Origin of the sequence: Gilliamella sp. ESL0441 (genome assembly GCF_019469185.1) — a bacterium.
In the GTDB taxonomy this organism is placed as follows: domain Bacteria; phylum Pseudomonadota; class Gammaproteobacteria; order Enterobacterales; family Orbaceae; genus Gilliamella.
In genome coordinates this window covers 2154249-2171451 of the sequence record NZ_CP048264.1, presented here as the reverse complement: position 1 = coordinate 2171451, position 17203 = coordinate 2154249, and the positions used below count along the sequence as shown (strand labels likewise).

14 protein-coding genes are annotated in these 17203 nt (G+C 34.1%); 6 read left to right on the top strand and 8 right to left on the bottom strand.

Annotated elements, in window-relative coordinates:
• Window positions 1–76: 76 nt before the first annotated feature.
• The 3 genes from GYM75_RS09610 to GYM75_RS09600 all read right to left on the bottom strand — a co-directional run bounded on the left by GYM75_RS09610 (window position 77) and on the right by GYM75_RS09600 (window position 2453).
• Complete coding sequence (locus tag GYM75_RS09610; protein ID WP_220215739.1) at window positions 77–1450, bottom strand: Do family serine endopeptidase; 1374 nt, start codon at window positions 1448–1450, stop codon at window positions 77–79.
• A gap of 75 nt (window positions 1451–1525) precedes the next feature.
• The gene (locus GYM75_RS09605; protein WP_220215738.1) at window positions 1526–1930 is read right to left on the bottom strand and encodes a YhcB family protein; all 405 of its coding nucleotides are present in this window, start codon (window positions 1928–1930) and stop codon (window positions 1526–1528) included.
• Between the two features lie 61 nt (window positions 1931–1991).
• Window positions 1992–2453 (bottom strand): DUF721 domain-containing protein, encoded by a 462-nt coding sequence (locus tag GYM75_RS09600; RefSeq protein ID WP_220215737.1) that lies wholly within the window; start codon window positions 2451–2453, stop codon window positions 1992–1994.
• Window positions 2454–3134: 681 nt separating this feature from the next.
• Between GYM75_RS09600 and GYM75_RS09595 the strand changes: the two genes are divergently transcribed.
• The 3 genes from GYM75_RS09595 to GYM75_RS09585 are packed head-to-tail and all read left to right on the top strand — an operon-like array spanning window position 3135 to window position 10261.
• Entirely contained in the window at window positions 3135–5627 is a 2493-nt protein-coding gene (locus GYM75_RS09595) for a type VI secretion system Vgr family protein (protein ID WP_220215736.1), read from the top strand.
• Window positions 5628–5639: 12 nt separating this feature from the next.
• Window positions 5640–9206, top strand: coding sequence for a M23 family metallopeptidase (locus GYM75_RS09590; RefSeq protein WP_220215735.1), 3567 nt, complete (start codon window positions 5640–5642; stop codon window positions 9204–9206).
• 20 nt (window positions 9207–9226) lie between these two features.
• Entirely contained in the window at window positions 9227–10261 is a 1035-nt protein-coding gene (locus tag GYM75_RS09585; RefSeq protein ID WP_220215734.1) for a hypothetical protein, read from the top strand.
• Between the two features lie 222 nt (window positions 10262–10483).
• Here the strand turns inward: GYM75_RS09585 and GYM75_RS09580 are convergent, their stop codons facing one another.
• Both GYM75_RS09580 and GYM75_RS09575 read right to left on the bottom strand, forming a co-directional pair.
• Entirely contained in the window at window positions 10484–11065 is a 582-nt protein-coding gene (locus GYM75_RS09580) for a hypothetical protein (RefSeq protein WP_220215733.1), read from the bottom strand.
• A 187-nt stretch (window positions 11066–11252) separates the two neighbouring features.
• Complete coding sequence (locus tag GYM75_RS09575) at window positions 11253–11957, bottom strand: lipopolysaccharide core heptose(II) kinase RfaY (protein WP_220215732.1); 705 nt, start codon at window positions 11955–11957, stop codon at window positions 11253–11255.
• Between the two features lie 235 nt (window positions 11958–12192).
• Between GYM75_RS09575 and GYM75_RS09570 the strand changes: the two genes are divergently transcribed.
• Window positions 12193–12489 carry a GIY-YIG nuclease family protein gene (locus GYM75_RS09570; RefSeq protein ID WP_220215731.1) on the top strand — a complete coding sequence of 99 codons (297 nt, stop codon included), beginning with the start codon at window positions 12193–12195 and terminating at the stop codon, window positions 12487–12489.
• Window positions 12490–12517: 28 nt separating this feature from the next.
• Here GYM75_RS09570 and GYM75_RS09565 read toward each other — a convergent pair whose 3' ends face one another.
• The 3 genes from GYM75_RS09565 to GYM75_RS09555 all read right to left on the bottom strand — a co-directional run bounded on the left by GYM75_RS09565 (window position 12518) and on the right by GYM75_RS09555 (window position 15408).
• Window positions 12518–13504: a serine/threonine protein kinase gene (locus GYM75_RS09565; RefSeq protein ID WP_220215730.1), complete on the bottom strand. Its 987-nt coding sequence runs from the start codon at window positions 13502–13504 to the stop codon at window positions 12518–12520.
• Window positions 13505–13516: 12 nt separating this feature from the next.
• Window positions 13517–14128 (bottom strand): ribosome biogenesis GTP-binding protein YihA/YsxC, encoded by a 612-nt coding sequence (yihA, locus tag GYM75_RS09560; RefSeq protein WP_370632115.1) that lies wholly within the window; start codon window positions 14126–14128, stop codon window positions 13517–13519.
• Window positions 14129–14196: 68 nt separating this feature from the next.
• Window positions 14197–15408, bottom strand: coding sequence for an aspartate aminotransferase family protein (locus GYM75_RS09555; RefSeq protein ID WP_220215729.1), 1212 nt, complete (start codon window positions 15406–15408; stop codon window positions 14197–14199).
• A gap of 208 nt (window positions 15409–15616) precedes the next feature.
• Between GYM75_RS09555 and GYM75_RS09550 the strand changes: the two genes are divergently transcribed.
• A complete protein-coding gene (locus GYM75_RS09550; protein ID WP_220215728.1) occupies window positions 15617–15886 on the top strand; it encodes an oxidative damage protection protein in 270 nt (89 codons plus the stop codon).
• 8 nt (window positions 15887–15894) lie between these two features.
• Complete coding sequence (gene mltC, locus GYM75_RS09545) at window positions 15895–16965, top strand: membrane-bound lytic murein transglycosylase MltC (protein ID WP_220215727.1); 1071 nt, start codon at window positions 15895–15897, stop codon at window positions 16963–16965.
• Window positions 16966–17203 lie beyond the last annotated feature (238 nt).

The following is a 17203-nucleotide window of genomic DNA, read 5'->3' as shown; positions in this document are numbered from 1 at the left end:
CAACAGAATTATAAATATTGATAATTTTCGTCGATACAAAATAAAGTATCGACGAAATACACAAAATATACTTGGTTTAGCGTAAGATTAAGTATAAACGGCTATCACCACGAACAATGTTAAGTGCAATTGCAGAAGGTTTACTATCAATAACCTTACGAAGATCAGCAATATTGTTAACGCGGGTTTTATTGACGCCAGTAATCAGATCGCCTTCTTGTAGACTCAATCGAGAAGCAGGCGAATTTTTAGCAATGCTTTCAATAACTACACCTTTTTGACCTTTTACATCGCCATTTGTCAGTGTTGCACCATCAAGAGAGGAGTGTAAAGATTTTGCTTCGGTACTTGATTCATCACTATTTTTTAGTTTAACACTAACGCTTATTTCTTTGCCATCTCGAATTAAACCTAACTGTACTATACGTCCTACACCAGAGGTGGCTATTTTAGCACGTAATTCAGCAAAACTATCAACAGGTTTACCATCCATTGATACAATGACATCGCCTGATTTTATCCCTGCCTCTTTCGCGGCTGAGTCGTCAATAACTTCACTAACAAATGCACCTTTTTGTACATCTAAATCAAATGCTTTAGCAATATCTGATGTAAGTTCATTCCCTTTAATGCCAAGCACTCCACGCCTAACTTCACCATACTCAACCAGTTGAGACGTTAAACTTTTTACCATGTTACTTGGAATGGCAAAACCGATACCAACATTTCCACCACTAGGAGCGATGATAGCGGTATTAATCCCGACGAGTTCACCATTTAAGTTAACCAATGCACCACCTGAGTTACCTCGATTAATTGAGGCATCGGTTTGAATAAAATTCTCAAAACCATTCATACTTAAACCACTACGAGCGAGTGCAGAAATAATACCTGAGGTTACAGTTTGACCAATACCGAATGGATTACCAATCGCAACAACATAATCACCTACACGAAGTTTGTCCGAATCGGCTAATTTTATTGCTGTTAATTTTTTAGCGTCTTCAACTTTCAATAATGCAATATCGCTTTGTGGATCTTTTCCAATTAATTTTGCTTTAAACTCATGGCCATCATTGAGGGTAATGGTAATTTTATCTGCATTATCAATAACGTGATTATTGGTTACCACATAGCCTTTTTCAGCATCAATTATTACTCCTGAGCCTTGACCAGTGAATGCTCTTGATTGACTGTCAGGATAGCCAAAAAATCGTCTAAATTCTTCTGGCATATTATTTTGCATTTGAGCAACACCTTCGACTTTGATACTCACAACCGATGGTAGAACTGTTTCTAACATAGGGGCTAAGCTTGGCTGTTCGGTAGTATTACCAGCAGGAATTGAAGGAAAAGATGCATAAGCATTTGAAAATAATGATAAACTCATGCTTATACTTAAAGCAACAACACTTAATAATTTTTTATGTTTTTTTAATGAATTGTTCATTTTACAACTCTCACTATTTAAAAATTTTAAAATTAACAGAAATATTTACCTGCGTAGTTCTGTGAAAAAATAACATTAAGATCGATGTTCATCCGTTTTGAATAGATTAGAAGGATTGTCAGAGTAATCTTTAGGTTGATTTTCGACTATTAATTTATGGCTTGAATCTGAATTATTATTTACTTCAAGATTCATATTTGGCATATTTTCGTTTCCCATAATTTGTTGAGAATTTTCAGCCATATGTTGATAAAGTCGTCTAAACTCTTTAGCCATGTTATCTAATATTTCAGCACTGTGAGAAAAATGTTTAGCAATCATTTGTTTTTGCGTTTTTAGTTCTTCTTGTGCTTGCTCTAGTTCACGTTTAACACTTGCGAATCGACGGGCTTTAGGACTAAGGACATTCATGAAAATAGCACCAATAATAAAGCCCATAACTAATCCAATCGAAAGATAGATGATTATGTCTTTTTCCATACTTCACTCCTTGTATTTTTCGTAGTCTGATTAGATAAAACTTATATTAAATCATTGGTAATCATTTTGCATGGTTAGCAAGTTTAATCAATTGTTTTTTTAATTTATTTGGTGCATTTTCTGCTATTGCATACAAATAATTTGCACTACTTGCTGTTAGCACACTTGTCATTGTAGCATTTTTTGATGAACAATTAATACTTTGTGATACCGCTAAACAAATATCAGGATTAATTCGATACTGAATAGAGGATAAAGACGGTAATAATTTTTTTCGAATTCCTGATATTAATTTACTCTGTTCGTATTTTAATCTGGTCAGCCAACTTGCAGAACTTACCTCAATAATAAGAATCCCTTGACGATAGTTAGAAACTCTACATTGTGGTTTCAAGGGAGAAGGAAGTAAATCATGCACTACACTAGATAATTTGTTGAGTGCAGATATTCTTTCTTTTATCTGTGATAAAGAAGAATTTTGCGTCAAAATCGACGTTAATATCTGCGGTTCATTATCACGCATAGATTAACCTCTGCTCTAATATCAAGTTAATTTTTCTATTTTGAAATTACAAATACATTAGTTAACTAATGTAACTGATCTTTAGCGAAATGTCTCATTAAAAAAATAATTTACATATGGTTAAATAATTTTTTTTAAAAGATTTAATCTCTGACATTGTAATAATAGTTAGTTATTTCGTTAGATTAATTGATTAATGACTGACACGATAATACGAATTGACCATGTCGAAGTTAATTATTTATAAATTTTTCCAATTTTAATTAAAGTTAATCTGATTTAAATAATCAATAAAAAAATTAAAAAATAAAAAATTGAAATAACCCAAAAAAAGACGTATTTTAGATAATCAAAATAAGTTATCTGTATTAGTTAATTGAAAAATAATAAATACAATAAAAATAATAATATATCCGAATCGGTATGAATATAAAGGAATGGTCCATTGCTCTGTTTTTTCAATATAGCATCGTGTTAATTTATGACTATTTTTGACACGATATATCCTATTCTTTATCCACAAATTTTTGTTAACTGATTAACAAAAACACAATTGCAAACCGAATTTTTTAACACTCAAACAATTTATATAACTGTCTGATTAATTGAATTTAATCTTATAAAAATAAGTACAAAGCAACTATTAGATATGCAATTAAAATGAAACATAAGGAGTATTTTATGGCGAAAACGTTGACTAAAAATTTCAGTCAAGTTGGCGAAGGTTTAATAAATGGGTTAACAGATATAACAAGCCACAATCGTTATACTTTGACAGTCGATGAACTTGATTCGCCTATTTCGGTTTTTTCAGTGGAAGGTCAGGAGCAGTTAAGCCAGCTCTGGCACTATACCATCACATTTACCAGTATAGATAAATCATTATCTGTTGAGAGTTTTCTCAACAAATCAGCATCATTTTCATTTAATCCGATAGCAAACGATGCATTAAGTGCAGCGATACGTGCCTTAGGTGATTTTTTGCCGGAGGGTGAATCCCGAAAAATTTATGGCATTATCACTCATTTCAGTCAATTATCGGTTAATAAAGACGAAGCGCATTATCAGATTGTGTTAACGCCAAGGTTAGCGAGACTGGGACTCAACCGAAATAATGCAATATTTCAAAATCAAAATGTTGTCAGTGTGATAGAAGAGGTACTCAGAAGCCATGAATTTAGTGGCGTCGATTATCGGCTGGAGCTGAAAGAGCAATACCCGTTAAGGGAGTTTATCACGCAATGGCAGGAAAGCGACCTGGAATTTATCCAAAGATTGATGGCAGATGTAGGCATCTGGTTTCGATTTGAAAGTCACAACGAGCACGATTGTGATGTGCTGATAATCAGTGATTATGAACAAGGTTTCAAACAGGTTGCAAATCTTGATTATAACTTACCGAGTAATTTGCAGGACGGAGGAATGGAGAGTGTGTGGGATATCACACTGCACAGTCAACTGGTGGAATCATCGGTTATCGTACAGGATTATAATTACCGGGAAGCGAAGGAAAATTTACTGGGAGAAGAAAACACCCAACCCAATGACATGACCACTTACGGAACGGACTATCGTTATGGAGAGCACTATAAACGACTGGATGCAGGCGTGGGGAGTGGTAATACTCAGAATGAAGATACCGAAAATGACGTAGAGTCAAACGATAATGGCGGTAGCGAAAGTGACATTACAGAAAGTGGTAAATGGTATGCGCGTATCCGCCATGAGCATGCAATCAGTAAAAAAATAATCATTCGAGGGAAAACCAACAGTTATAACCTTGTTCCGGGTCAACATGTCTGTATAAATCAAAATCCGCTGGTAGATGTTGAAGAAGGCATCATCATATTAAGTGTCGAGGGACAAGGCAGTCGCTCAGAAGCGTATGAACTGAGCTTTACGGCAATTGCTTATGAGGTATTAAAACCTTACCGTCCGGCTCCGATAGCGTGGCCACAAGTCGGGGGGACATTGCCGGCACGGGTGACCAGTCCGGACAATGATACATACGGTTATATTGATGCCTATGGACGCTATCGGGTTAAATTTAATTTCGACTTGAAAGAGTGGAAAAAAGGTGAAGAGAGTTTATGGGTTAGACTGGCAAGACCGTATGCGGGAAGCAATTATGGATTTCACTTTCCATTAATTGACGGTACAGAAGTTGCGATTGCGTTTATGGACGGCAATCCGGACAGACCTTATATAGCTCATGCGATGCATGACAGCGCACATCCAGACCCGGTGAGCACGATAAATAAACATCGAAATGTAATTCGCACGCCGGCCAACAACAAATTGCGGATGGATGACAAGCGGGGTCAGGAGCATATCAAACTGGCGACTGAATACGGCAAAACCCAGTTAAATATAGGTCACTTAGTTAATCGAAATAAAGAAGGTCGGGGTGAAGGTTTTGAGCTTCGTACCGATGAATGGGGTGCTATAGCCGCAGAAAAAGGGTTATACCTGACCACACAAACAACGCCGAAAGCGCAAGGCAAACAGCTGGACATGCAAGGTGCAATAGCGCAGTTAGAAAATGCACTGTCGATAGCCAAAGCGTTACAGGATGCGGCAAGCCAATCAGAAGCCCACGGAGCCGATACGGAGAGTCAGGACAAGCTAAAAACGAATCTAACGGCATTAAGTCAGAGTGGAATTTTAGCCTATGCTCAGGAAGGGATAGCGTTAACCAGTCCGGAAAATATTCAATTATCAACGGGCAACAGTTTTTCGGTAGTAGCTGAAAAGCAGACAGATATAACGGCGTTAAAAAATATCACAGTGTCTTCGGGCGAGGCGATAGGATTATTTGCCCATAAATCGGGGATGAAGCTTTTTGCCAATCAGGGAGATATTGATGTACAGGCACAGGATGCGAACCTGAATATAGCGGCTAAAGACGATATCAAAATTGACAGTGTAGATGGCGAGTTGACCGTAACGGCCAGTAAACAACTGACCTTAATCTGCGGAGGGTCATATATCAAAATTAGCAGCAAAGGGATAGAGCTGGGTACATCAGATAATATCTATCTAAAATGTAATGCGATGCAAAAAATGGGCCCGGCGAGTAATGATTTATCCGCTAAATTGACTAACAATAATAAAGAACTTGAGTTATTACTGAAAAAATTTATTACGTTTAACTCAAAAGGTTTTTCGGATTAAGGAAATAAAACAATGACAATAAAAACAATAACTAACTTTATTTTTCCGGTAGGAGAAAAACAACTAAGCCAAGACGCTTATTATAAAGCTTTGGCGGAAGCAGAGAGTGGCTTTTTTCCATTTAGTGAAGATGGAATATGGCATGGTGGTATTCATATCGATGCGTCCTTTTTAAATAAAATAGGTAATGATGACAAACTATGGTGTATGGCAAATGGTGAAGTTATTGCCTATCGAATTAATAATGTATATCCTAAAATTGTGTATCAAGATAATGAAGAGCTTATTGCACCATATCAAGAACAACAAAAAGTAGCCTATTTTTCAAGTGGTTTTACGTTAGTTCGTCACTATTTGAAAATGCCCAAAATTCCTGATTCAACCGAAACCCCACCTGCGATAATCTTACATAGTTTATATATGCATCAGCTTGATTGGTATGGTTACCAGCAAAAAAATATTTGTCAGGTTGAATATCCTCATTTTTGGCGGGTGGAAGCTGGAAAAGTTAATGAATCAATGACAGATGCTATTGAAGGTAGTGCAATACGAAAAGAAGGAGAAGGTACAGAAGTCGTCGGTTTATTACTAAAAGGCAGTAAAATCCGATTAGGCGAGCAAAAAAATGGGCAATCAGGTTGGTATAAGATTGTATCAATCACTCAAGGTACTTTAGTGACTTCAAGCGAATTCAAAACTGAATTGGGGGATACTGAAGGTTATGTTTGGTATGAAGATATCGGTACTACAGCATTAGAACGACCAACAGGAAAAACAGCAGATGCCAACAAAGATTATGAAATCTGTCGGGAAAATTATAATATGGTAGGTTGTCCTGAGGTCGAGATCAACGGTATAGCTGTATATGACTCTGCTGATGATCAACAAAAATTAACATATTTACCTAAAACAGCGACTTTTGAATTCGATGGTCAAGAAAATGGCTATGCCAAAATTAAAAAAATTAGTGGTTGTGTTATCCCTTCTAGCTTAAAAGTTGAAAATGGTAGCCAAGATTCAACTCATAAAGGCTATGTCAAATTATCCTCGTTGACGTTAACAGCGCTAAAACCAGAAAAATTAGATGAAGTTGTGGTATTAAAACAGCCAATTCCGATAGGAAAGGGGGATTTTATCGGTTATATCGGACACAATGTCAGTCAAAGTCAACGCTTTGACGAACCAAAAGAAGCATTATTATCGACGATGAAACGTGCGTTAGGTAATAAATTACCAAAATTAGCGCACATAGAATTGTTTACTTGTGATGATTTGCCGGCGTTTATTAGTAAAACTCGTGCTTTAGCAGACCAGCTACCAGAAAGTGAAAAGAATATTATTTTAGTTGAAAAAAAAGCAAAGCTATTTGTACCGACTAAACCGGATGGTTTTTTACGCGCTGGGTTGGGGATAAAGTTTATTGATAATTCAATTAATTATTATATCAAGATCCATCCTGACTATACGTTAAGCATGCCGTTGGTCTTTTTTAATCCTTCAAAAGTGACATCTCAAACTGATTTAAATACAGCAGATTGTATAGATGTAGAACAAAATCAAGATGAAGAAATTAAAAATGAAAAAAAACGATATCGTTTAACCGACGATGATAAGAATTGGCTAATTAATCATTATAAAAATAGTTTTCCTGAATTGATGATTGGCGATATTCCTGATGAGGTTGAACTCGTTAACAACCCTCCAGTAACGAGTTTAATTGCAAATGATGGTATTGAGGATGACGCATTATTTAAAATACAATTTTGTCTTGAAGACAAATGCTATTGGGTAGCATCAAAGGATGTATGGCATTTGCATGGTCAAGATGGGCAACTAAACGCTAGAATTGATTATTGGAATAATTTTCCATTATCTTCAGATAGTATACCCGAGGACGATATATACAACACAGTATATTATCCACGAACAATACCCCTTAATTCTATTGAAGACGATGATAGACTTATAGCAAGAGATGATGCAGATCCAGAATCCTTATGGTTAAGGATTATCGCAGGAAATAAACAAGGAATACCAATACAAGGTTGGATCAATACTAAAAAAGGAGCTCAAGAACATGTAAAACGAGTGAGTCCTTGGCATTGGTCTGGTTTTAGCATGATTGAAGAGAAAGCTTCAGTCGGAGAATTTTCAAAAAAGGTGAGTCAGAATCATGCCGTAAAATTAGACACAGAAGATTGTACTGAAACAATGTTAGCTATCCTGAGAATTTTTAGCCAATCTGAACATAATCTTCAGCAATTAAGCTACTTGCCACATAATGCAAAAAGTGAAATCGAAAATTTTTTACAATTAATGAAATTAAAAGAAAAAAAACCTTTTACAAAGGAACAATTCAAAGGCTTGTTACGAACAAGTTGGGCGGCAGAGCAGCTTGGACATTTATTCGTAAAATATGAAAGTGAATGGTATGCCGATGAGGCGCTCACCAAATGGCATGAAATAGACGAATTATTTGAAGAACAAAAACAACAACAACAACAAAACATTGAAAAATTGCTAGAAATTCGAGGGATTGATAAAAAGCATGAGCGTAATTTTGCACTACAAAAATTGAATGAAGCTCATGAACATGTCAAAAGCAATTGGCAAATCGAAAAAGAAGATCGCATTAAACCATTATTATGGTGGAAAGAAGTCGCACAAGCACAATCAACTCAAACAGGCGAATCAAATCAAAACTATCCAAAAGGTTATAAACCAATACTCAAAAATTTATCAGCTGACGGTCAACTATGGTATATACATCCTGTAGCGATGATAGATTATTTTAATATTGAACCAGATATCTGGTGTGAGCCTGTAATAGAAGCTGAACCAGAACCAATACCGGAACCCGAACCAGAGGAAAAAACAGAACCTAAGCCAGAACCTAAGCCAGAACCAGAACCGAAACCGGTACCGGTACAAAAATCCACAAGTAGTTGCTGGCATGAACCGCTTAAATATCCGCAGAGAACTTATTACAATTCAGGCGGTGCTGTCAAACCTCAAAATGGCGCATTTGGATTAGTCCGTAGGCGAGCTGATGGAAGTAGAAAAGCTCATACAGGATTAGATTTATTTGCAGATATTGGTACTCAATGTTTTGCTTGTTTGGATGGCGAAATTGCTTCGCTTCACGAGGATCCGCGAGGTTATGGAAAAGTATTAGTTTTAAAAGTTAAAGGTGAAGATTTAAGAAAATCCCGAAATGGCTCATCGCTTGAGTTTAAAAATGAGGTCATGCAAGGAGATGATTTTAATCTTAATGCCAATTATTTCTACTTAAGATATTGCCATTTGAGTAAAAGATTAGCACATTTAAAAGAAGGTGTTAAAGTTAAAGCTGGTGATTTGTTAGGTTATACCGGCGATACTGGTAATGCTAAAGGAGTCATTAATCCTCATTTACATTTTGAAATAACCATGAAACCAAGATATAACAGATCGAATAAAAAAGATGCAGAAACCAATAAGTTAGGTTGCAAGATCAATCCGGCTTTATTTGTTAATTTAAAAGCGATTAATAAACAAATCCAAAAAAGTGTGTATGATAAACGAAGGAAGAAAGTCTAAAAAATCGGAGTAATGTTGATATGTTAAATATTCAAAAAGTGGTTTTATGTATTGTGTTTTTTTCTAGTTCTGTTTTTGCAAATTATAGCGTTTATGAAGGTGTTTTAGGACAAAACAAAGTCGAATTCTATTTTGATGCTTTGTTTGAATATGACATAAATATTATTTATTTAAACAGTAATGATTTTGAACCCAAACAACTTGAAAAAAATACCACATATAAAGAGGGGAAAGGTATTGAATTTAATGTTCCTAACGTAAACTTTGATGAACAGTTTATAGATACTATCCTAATAAAAAATATAGCTTTTACGAAAGATAATTCCATCATTTTAAATCAAACTTTGGATTGTGATTCAAAATTATATGGTCCTTTTAAATTACAAAAAAAATTTGAATATGATAGCGAAAATAAAGAGATAGAACTCGTTAATGAAAAATTAAAAAAGGAAAACAAATTCAATAATGTTGAAATATTACAAAGAGAGTCAACTAAGGATTACTTTTTTAAAACGCTTATTTCAAATGAAAATAAAGGATTTGCACAAGTGGTTGGAATCAATATCTATCGAAAAAAAGATGGTAGTTTATTTCAAACAATTAGCAAGTTGGACGGTTATGACTTTCTTTCTTTTTTGAGTATAAACACCGATCGAGATGCAAATTTTGATCATGAAAACAATGATTTTTATATTTCTAAAACTACAGATAGTATTAATGATAGAAATATAATTGATGCTTATTATTCATATGATTTAGCTCAAGATAAGTTTGTTTATTTAAACTTGTCAGGTCGTTTTATTACGTTTGATGCCAAAAGAAAAACAGCAGAAAAATTAAAGATTTGTCCTAAAGATTACACTAATCAAGTAATCTTAAAGGAGCTTTATCAATTTACAAATTCGCAAAAGTTTACATTATCTAATTCTAAATGTAGTTTTGAAACAAAATCTGAAAATAATTTTGAAATATTATCTTCTCGTCAATGCACAGAAAAAGAGGTTGAATTTTGTCAACAAGCTAGTGATTTATTAATTGATGATTACTTGGATTAAATGTTGGTCATTAGAATTACGATACGATTAATCATTCAATGCGAGTAATGCAACAATAACAATAGGTTAAAAATAATTAAATTAGGATGATACAATAGTTAATAATTCGATGGTAAAAGTATGCAAGTTAAGACTGATATTTTTTGCAAAAATACCAGTCTTAATCCAATTTGCATTAATCATTTTTTAAGGTTAATTGTTTAACTCATCATTCTTTTTTAATCATTTCAACAAACAAGATTGAATCTTAATCGCTTCTTTATTTAGTGCCTCGATAACCAAATCAGGATGGGATCGCTGTTCTGTTTTTACATTATTAAATCCATCATTAATTGAACCTGTATATTGTGGTGCTTGTTTAATATTACTAAATAAATAGTTGATACTATGTTGATTTCGAGTAGCAGTCAAAGTGTAACTAACAAAATATTTAGTATTACGCTGATAATCAGTAACAGCATTGGCAACAACTTGTTTTCCTTCTACCAACTTGATTGTTTCACCTCTGTTTAAGGTTATTGATTGTTGTGAAGGTAGATTATAAGAATACCACCAAGGTGATCCAAAGTAGTTTTCACTTGTAAGTACTACAGGGTTATTATCAAGTTCTTGGGCAATACAAATCGGTAATGATGCATGTAACGTTTTAAACGGTATAGAGGTGGTATATTTATTAACAATATCATCACCTGATGAGTTTTGGGTTATTTCGACACCTTGAGTATGATAAATTGACATCATCTTCTGGGATGTACATCCAATTAGGGTGACCAATGTCATGGATAAAACTAATAACTTTTTCATAGCACATTCCTTATAGAATAACTTGATTAAGTTTATCTGACTATTAACTGATTTACGCAATGTTGCTAACACAAACCTACAAATTATTTAAAAATCAGCTAATAAAATACGACGTCTAAAGTTGAAAAAGTGTTTATGAATAATGTAAAGATGTGAGGAAGCAATGCCCTCACATTATATAACATTTTTAATCCTCTTTACCCCGAATTTTTCTTGATAACCGTTTAAATCCGTGAGTAAAATTTTTAATTGCCATTGCTAGCATTGGAACTTTAATTTTTATATTAAAGCGTTCACGTAATTCAATGGCATCGTTTGCTTTAGTTAACCAAATAAAACCCGAATTCGTCAAATCAATTGCTTTAACTTTTCCTTCAGGCGTTAAAATAAAATTACCACCGTGAACATCATTAGAGACTAAGTTATAGCTATGCAGTTTCTCGATACAGTATCTAACTTGTTCTTCATATTCTTTCATCTCTTCCCACTTCAATGATCTACCTTCAATAAAGTTGAAGATCATATAGTGACGCTTGGTTATTTTATCAAAAGCGACAAGATAAAGATCGTAGGCGATATCGCATTGATCAAGTGACATTTTCGCTAATTTATAAATCAAATTAAAATAAAAATCACCGGTAATTTTTGCTATAATTCGGCGTTCAAGGCGATGCTCAACACCACCATCAATTTTAAAAATGAATTTATTTTGATTATCATTAATTAAATAGGTATATCTTTCGATTCTATCACTTGGGTCAAGTAATTCATGATGACCTTCTTCAGCTAAAAATTGATCAAAAAGGGTTAAATAGTTGATTTCATCATTTTGAACATAGGCAAATTTCAGATTTCCACGTTCTACTTCAATAATGTTTGCAAAGTTATTCAAATTTTATCGCCTCAAAACAAACAATAACAAAATTGCTTTATCTTAAACACTATCTACCTTAAAGTAAATGAAACGATGATATACATTAATTATATTAGTAGCAGATTTTAATTATGATATCGAAAAAAATTCATCTATAAATAATGGGGTTATGATAATCCAACTTTGCTATCAGATTTTTATAATTTATCATTGTATACTATCGTTAAATGCATTTATTACCATCTTTCTAATTATGCCAAGTAAATCATCAATTTGGTTTTTATATATTATTAGAACCGCTAAACAAACACTGTATACGGGAATAACCACTGATGTTAAAAGAAGATTATCTCAGCACCAAAATGGTAAAGGTGCTAAACATTTAAATGGACATCATGATCTTGATGTTGTTTATCAACTCCGTGTAGGCGATAAGTCAACTGCTTTAAGACTTGAGTATCGAATCAAACAACTCTCGAAACAACAGAAAGAAAAGCTCATTGCTTCATCGCCAAATTTAAGCGATTTATTAACATTATTAGTTAAATAAATCATCTGCAACCAACTGTTTATTTACATTAAAACATCGACCCTAATGTTATTGGCGGTGATTGAATTGCTTCAATTTGTTGATCAAATATTTTGAGTTGTTGATGCCAAAAATCGCTATCTGTTAACCAAGGAAAGGCCAAAGGAAAAGCAGGATCTTGCCAACGAGTTATTATCCATGCTAAATGGTGAACCATTCTCATGGCTCTTAGTGGCTCAATTAATGCAAGTTGCATATAGTCAAAATCATAAAACTCTTGATAAATTTCAAGCAAGGTTTCTAGTTGTAAGCGTTGCTCTTGTAGATTACCGTAGAGTAACATCCAAAGATCCTGAATTGCAGGGCCATTACGGGCATCATCAAAATCGACAAAGATAGCACCATCACGCCATAAAATATTACCGGCATGGCAATCCGCTTGTAAACGTATTGATTGCCAATCATTATGCCAATGTATCTCAATTGTTCTGATTAATTTTTCTAAAACGCTTTTAAAATCGATGTAAATATTTTTGGGCACAAAATGGCTAGTTAACAGAATCTCTCGAGGTTGATAAAGATATTCTTCTAGCCCGATTGTTGGACGGAAATTAAAACTTTGTTCAGCACCAATTTTATGCATTCGCCCAAGCAACATTGCAACTGATTCGAACTGGTCGATGTTGTCAATTTCGTATTGTCTTCCTCCAATACTAGGAAATACTGCAAACATATAACCTTTATGTTCATGAAGCGTTGAATTATTTAAGATTAAAGGCGCAATGACTGGAATATCGGCATTAAATAGTTGTTGCGTAAATTTATGCTCTTCAATAATTTGTTGTCGATTCCATCGGTGTGGACGATAAAATTTAACAACATAACGTTTGCGATCTTCATCCATAAATTGATAAACACGATTTTCATAACTATTTAAGGTCGTTAAACCTGAATCAACACGGATACCCGTTGACGCTATACTATCTAGGATTAACTCAGGGGATAATGTTTGAAATGAAAAATCTGAATAATTCATTAACATTCTCTTTTATTGTTGATTAAACCATTCATTTAATTGCCATTTTAATGGATCAAGTCCAATGCGTTTAGGTGATGAAAAAGGTGCAACGGTAATATCCCCTTGGAAAGGTAAAATTGCTTCCTTGACCATATTAACTTGTTTTTTGAGGGCTCCTGATGCTAATTTGTCGGCTTTGGTCAATAATAACATGACGGGTATATTGACTGATACAGCCCATTCAATCATTTGCTGATCCAAATCTTTTAAAGGATGTCTGATATCCATTAATATTACTAAGCCTTTAAGACTTTCACGTTTTTGTAAGTATTCGCCTAATGACTTCTGCCATTTTCGCTTAATTGCTTCCGGTACTTGAGCGTAACCATATCCTGGTAAGTCAACTAAACGGCAATTAGGCTCAACTTCAAAAAGATTGATGAGTTGAGTTCGACCGGGCGTTTTACTGGTTCTGGCTAATCCCTTTTGATTAGTCAATGTATTAAGTGCACTAGATTTTCCAGCATTAGAGCGACCAGCAAATGCCACTTCAACGCCACTATCAAAAGGTAAATGGGTAATATCTGGTGCACTTAAAATAAACTTTGTTTTTGCATAATTTAATGGGCGAATATCGTACATAAATAAGTATCCTATAAATGCATAAACGGCATTTAATCGATTAAAATGCCGTTACTGTATAGAAAAACTCATGCATTGACAACTTTTTCGACTGCTTTTGCAAATCGAGTCATTCCTTCTTTAATCTCTTCTTCGGTAATGATGAGAGAAGGGGTAAAACGTAATACATTAGGGCCTGCATTTAATATCATCACTTTAAATTCTGTTGCTGCTGTCAAAAAATCATGAGCCCTATTATAAAACGTTGGTTGTAGCTCAGCACCTAACAATAGCCCCTTCCCTCGATATTCTCGAAATATTTTGAATTTTTCATTGATTTCTTCAAGCATTCCGATGAATATTGCTCGTCGTTTTTCGACACCTTGAAGAACTTCAGGTGAATTAATAATGTCAAAAGCTTCACATCCTACAGCGCAAGCAAGGGGATTACCACCGTAAGTGGTTCCATGCACACCTGCATGCATTACTTCCGATATTTCATTGGTGGTTAACATCGCACTAATCGGAAACCCACCGCCTAATGCTTTAGCAGAAGTTAAAATATCGGGTATAATGTTGTATTGTTGATAGGTATATAAACTGCCTGTTCGTCCCATACCACATTGGACTTCATCAAATATTAGCAGTGCATTATATTCATCACAAAGCGACCGTACGCCTTTTAAAAACTCAGGCGTCGCCGATGTTAATCCGCCTTCACCTTGTACGGGTTCTAACACCACGGCACAAGTATGATCATCCATGACAGCCTTAACTGCTTCGAGATTATTAAAAGGAATATGAACAATATCCGCTGGTTTAGGGCCAAATCCATCGGAATATTTGGCTTGTCCACCGACTGAAACGGTGAAAAAAGTGCGCCCATGAAAAGATTGATAAAAAGAGATAATTTTAGTTTTATAAGGATGAAACTTTTTTGTTGTATAATATCGAGCAAGTTTAAATGCGGCTTCGTTTGCTTCTGCTCCAGAATTAGCAAAAAATACCCGATCAGCAAAAGTATGCTCAATCAGTTTTTGAGCAAGCATTAACGCAGGTTCATTAGTAAAAACATTACTCACATGCCATAATTTTTCACTCTGTTCTTTTAATGTTTTTATTAGTTTCGGATGACAATGCCCTAATGCATTAACTGCAATGCCGCCAGCAAAATCGATATACTCTTGGTCATTTTGATCCCAAACTCGACTACCAAATCCTCTAACGGGAATAAATTGGGCTGGTGAATAAACCGGTAAAATAATTTCATCAAATAGTTCACGGCTGATTTGAGATTGCATGCTTTAATCCTTATATATTGTCTAGTTTGTTTGTTATTTTATGCCAATTAAAGCGGTAGTAAAGTAAATAATTATTCATTTATTTTGAATTAAAATTCAATATAAATATTTTATATTGGTTTTAGGTAAAAATAATTTACTTCTTTTCATCATTTATTTTCAGGTATAATCAATTATTAATCACTATTTGTATTTTAAAGAGCTTTCTATGAGTCGTATTATTTATTGCCAATTTTTAAAAAAAGAATCAGAAGGTTTAGATTTTCAGTTATATCCAGGAGAACTTGGCAAGCGTATCTTTAATGAAATTTCGAAACTTGCTTGGCAAGAGTGGCTCAAAAAACAAACTATGCTAATTAATGAAAATAAACTCAATATGATGAATCCAGAACATCGGAAAAAAATTGAAAATGAAATGGTGAAGTTTCTATTTGATGGTGAGGACATCATAATTGATGGTTATAAACCCGAGAACTGAGAGTTAACATGAGAAATAATATCAAAATTATTACATTGCTTGTTACCGTAAGTCTTTTGAGCGGTTGTCCTAGTAAAAATGCCAATTTAGAAGATGAAGATTATTACGTCAAAGATACTAACGCATTTAATATTTTAATTAGCCAATATGCTAATAACATTGAACAGATTTGGGGACCTAAAGAAGTCCTTATTGCTGGGCCTAAAGACTATGTTCAATATGAAGACAATCTTCAAACTCGAGTTCACATTAATTTTGTATCGGGCGTGATTACAATAGAAACATTGTCTGATACACCGATAATTAATTTAAAAGAAGCGATTATTTCAACATTATTAATGCCTGAACCTGACGATATTATCCGTCATGAAAAGGCCGGGCAAAATTTATCACAAGAACCATTTTTATATAATCAGGTATTAGATCAAGAAAGGCAGCCTATTCGATGGATGGGAAGAGCGAATAATTTTGCTGATTATCTGATTGCCAATAATTTAAAGGTTCGGCGTTCTGGCTCGCATCAAATCACTTATGTTGAAATTAAACTAGTGCCTAATCATATTAATCAGCGTGCTAAGAAATTTTTGCCACTTGTTATCGAAGCTTCGAATCGTTACTTTATTGACGAGAGATTAATTTTGGCTATTATGGAAGTAGAGTCTGCATTTAACCCATATGCTGTTAGTCGTAGTGATGCGCTAGGATTGATGCAAGTTCAACAACATACTGCTGGGCGAGATATTTTTAAATTACGGGGTAAATCAGGAGAACCTAGTAGACAATTTTTACTTGATCCGAAAAATAATGTTGATATGGGTACCGCCTATTTGTCGTTATTGAAAACAAAATATTTAGCGGGAATCAATAATCCTATTTCATTAAGATATGCAATGATTACTTCTTATAATGGTGGTGCAGGAAGTGTGCTTCGCACTTTTTCAAATGACCGTGATGAAGCAATTAAGATTATTAATGCGATGACTCCTCAGCAAGTTTATAGAAAACTTGTTACTTCTCATATTTCTCAAGAATCCCGAAATTATCTAATTAAGGTTAGTAAAATTTTGGATAATCGGTAATTAGCTAAATTTATAAAAAACCATCTTATTTAGATAACCTAATCTTAATAAGATGGTTTTTTTTGAAGAAATTTTTAGTTTGAATGTTTAAAATTGAAACTATTAACCCTCAACTTTCATTCCTTTAAAAAGACTTACTGTGCAACTTAAAAAATCGATAATCTTCTATTTTATCTGCTAGTTAACCGCTTACAACTCTTAGCAAATATGAAGTTGATGAATATTTAAGCTAAATCTA

Coding starts and splice junctions, on each gene's coding strand:
- GYM75_RS09595 (WP_220215736.1), top strand. CDS start 3,135: ATGGCGAAAACGTTGACTAAAAATTTCAGTCAAGTTGGCGAAGGTTTA.
- GYM75_RS09590 (WP_220215735.1), top strand. CDS start 5,640: ATGACAATAAAAACAATAACTAACTTTATTTTTCCGGTAGGAGAAAAA.
- GYM75_RS09565 (WP_220215730.1), bottom strand. CDS start 13,504: ATGAATTATTCAGATTTTTCATTTCAAACATTATCCCCTGAGTTAATC.
- GYM75_RS09555 (WP_220215729.1), bottom strand. CDS start 15,408: ATGCAATCTCAAATCAGCCGTGAACTATTTGATGAAATTATTTTACCG.
- GYM75_RS09605 (WP_220215738.1), bottom strand. CDS start 1,930: ATGGAAAAAGACATAATCATCTATCTTTCGATTGGATTAGTTATGGGC.
- GYM75_RS09580 (WP_220215733.1), bottom strand. CDS start 11,065: ATGAAAAAGTTATTAGTTTTATCCATGACATTGGTCACCCTAATTGGA.
- GYM75_RS09550 (WP_220215728.1), top strand. CDS start 15,617: ATGAGTCGTATTATTTATTGCCAATTTTTAAAAAAAGAATCAGAAGGT.
- GYM75_RS09570 (WP_220215731.1), top strand. CDS start 12,193: ATGCCAAGTAAATCATCAATTTGGTTTTTATATATTATTAGAACCGCT.
- GYM75_RS09585 (WP_220215734.1), top strand. CDS start 9,227: ATGTTAAATATTCAAAAAGTGGTTTTATGTATTGTGTTTTTTTCTAGT.
- mltC (WP_220215727.1), top strand. CDS start 15,895: ATGAGAAATAATATCAAAATTATTACATTGCTTGTTACCGTAAGTCTT.
- GYM75_RS09610 (WP_220215739.1), bottom strand. CDS start 1,450: ATGAACAATTCATTAAAAAAACATAAAAAATTATTAAGTGTTGTTGCT.
- GYM75_RS09600 (WP_220215737.1), bottom strand. CDS start 2,453: ATGCGTGATAATGAACCGCAGATATTAACGTCGATTTTGACGCAAAAT.
- yihA (WP_370632115.1), bottom strand. CDS start 14,128: ATGTACGATATTCGCCCATTAAATTATGCAAAAACAAAGTTTATTTTA.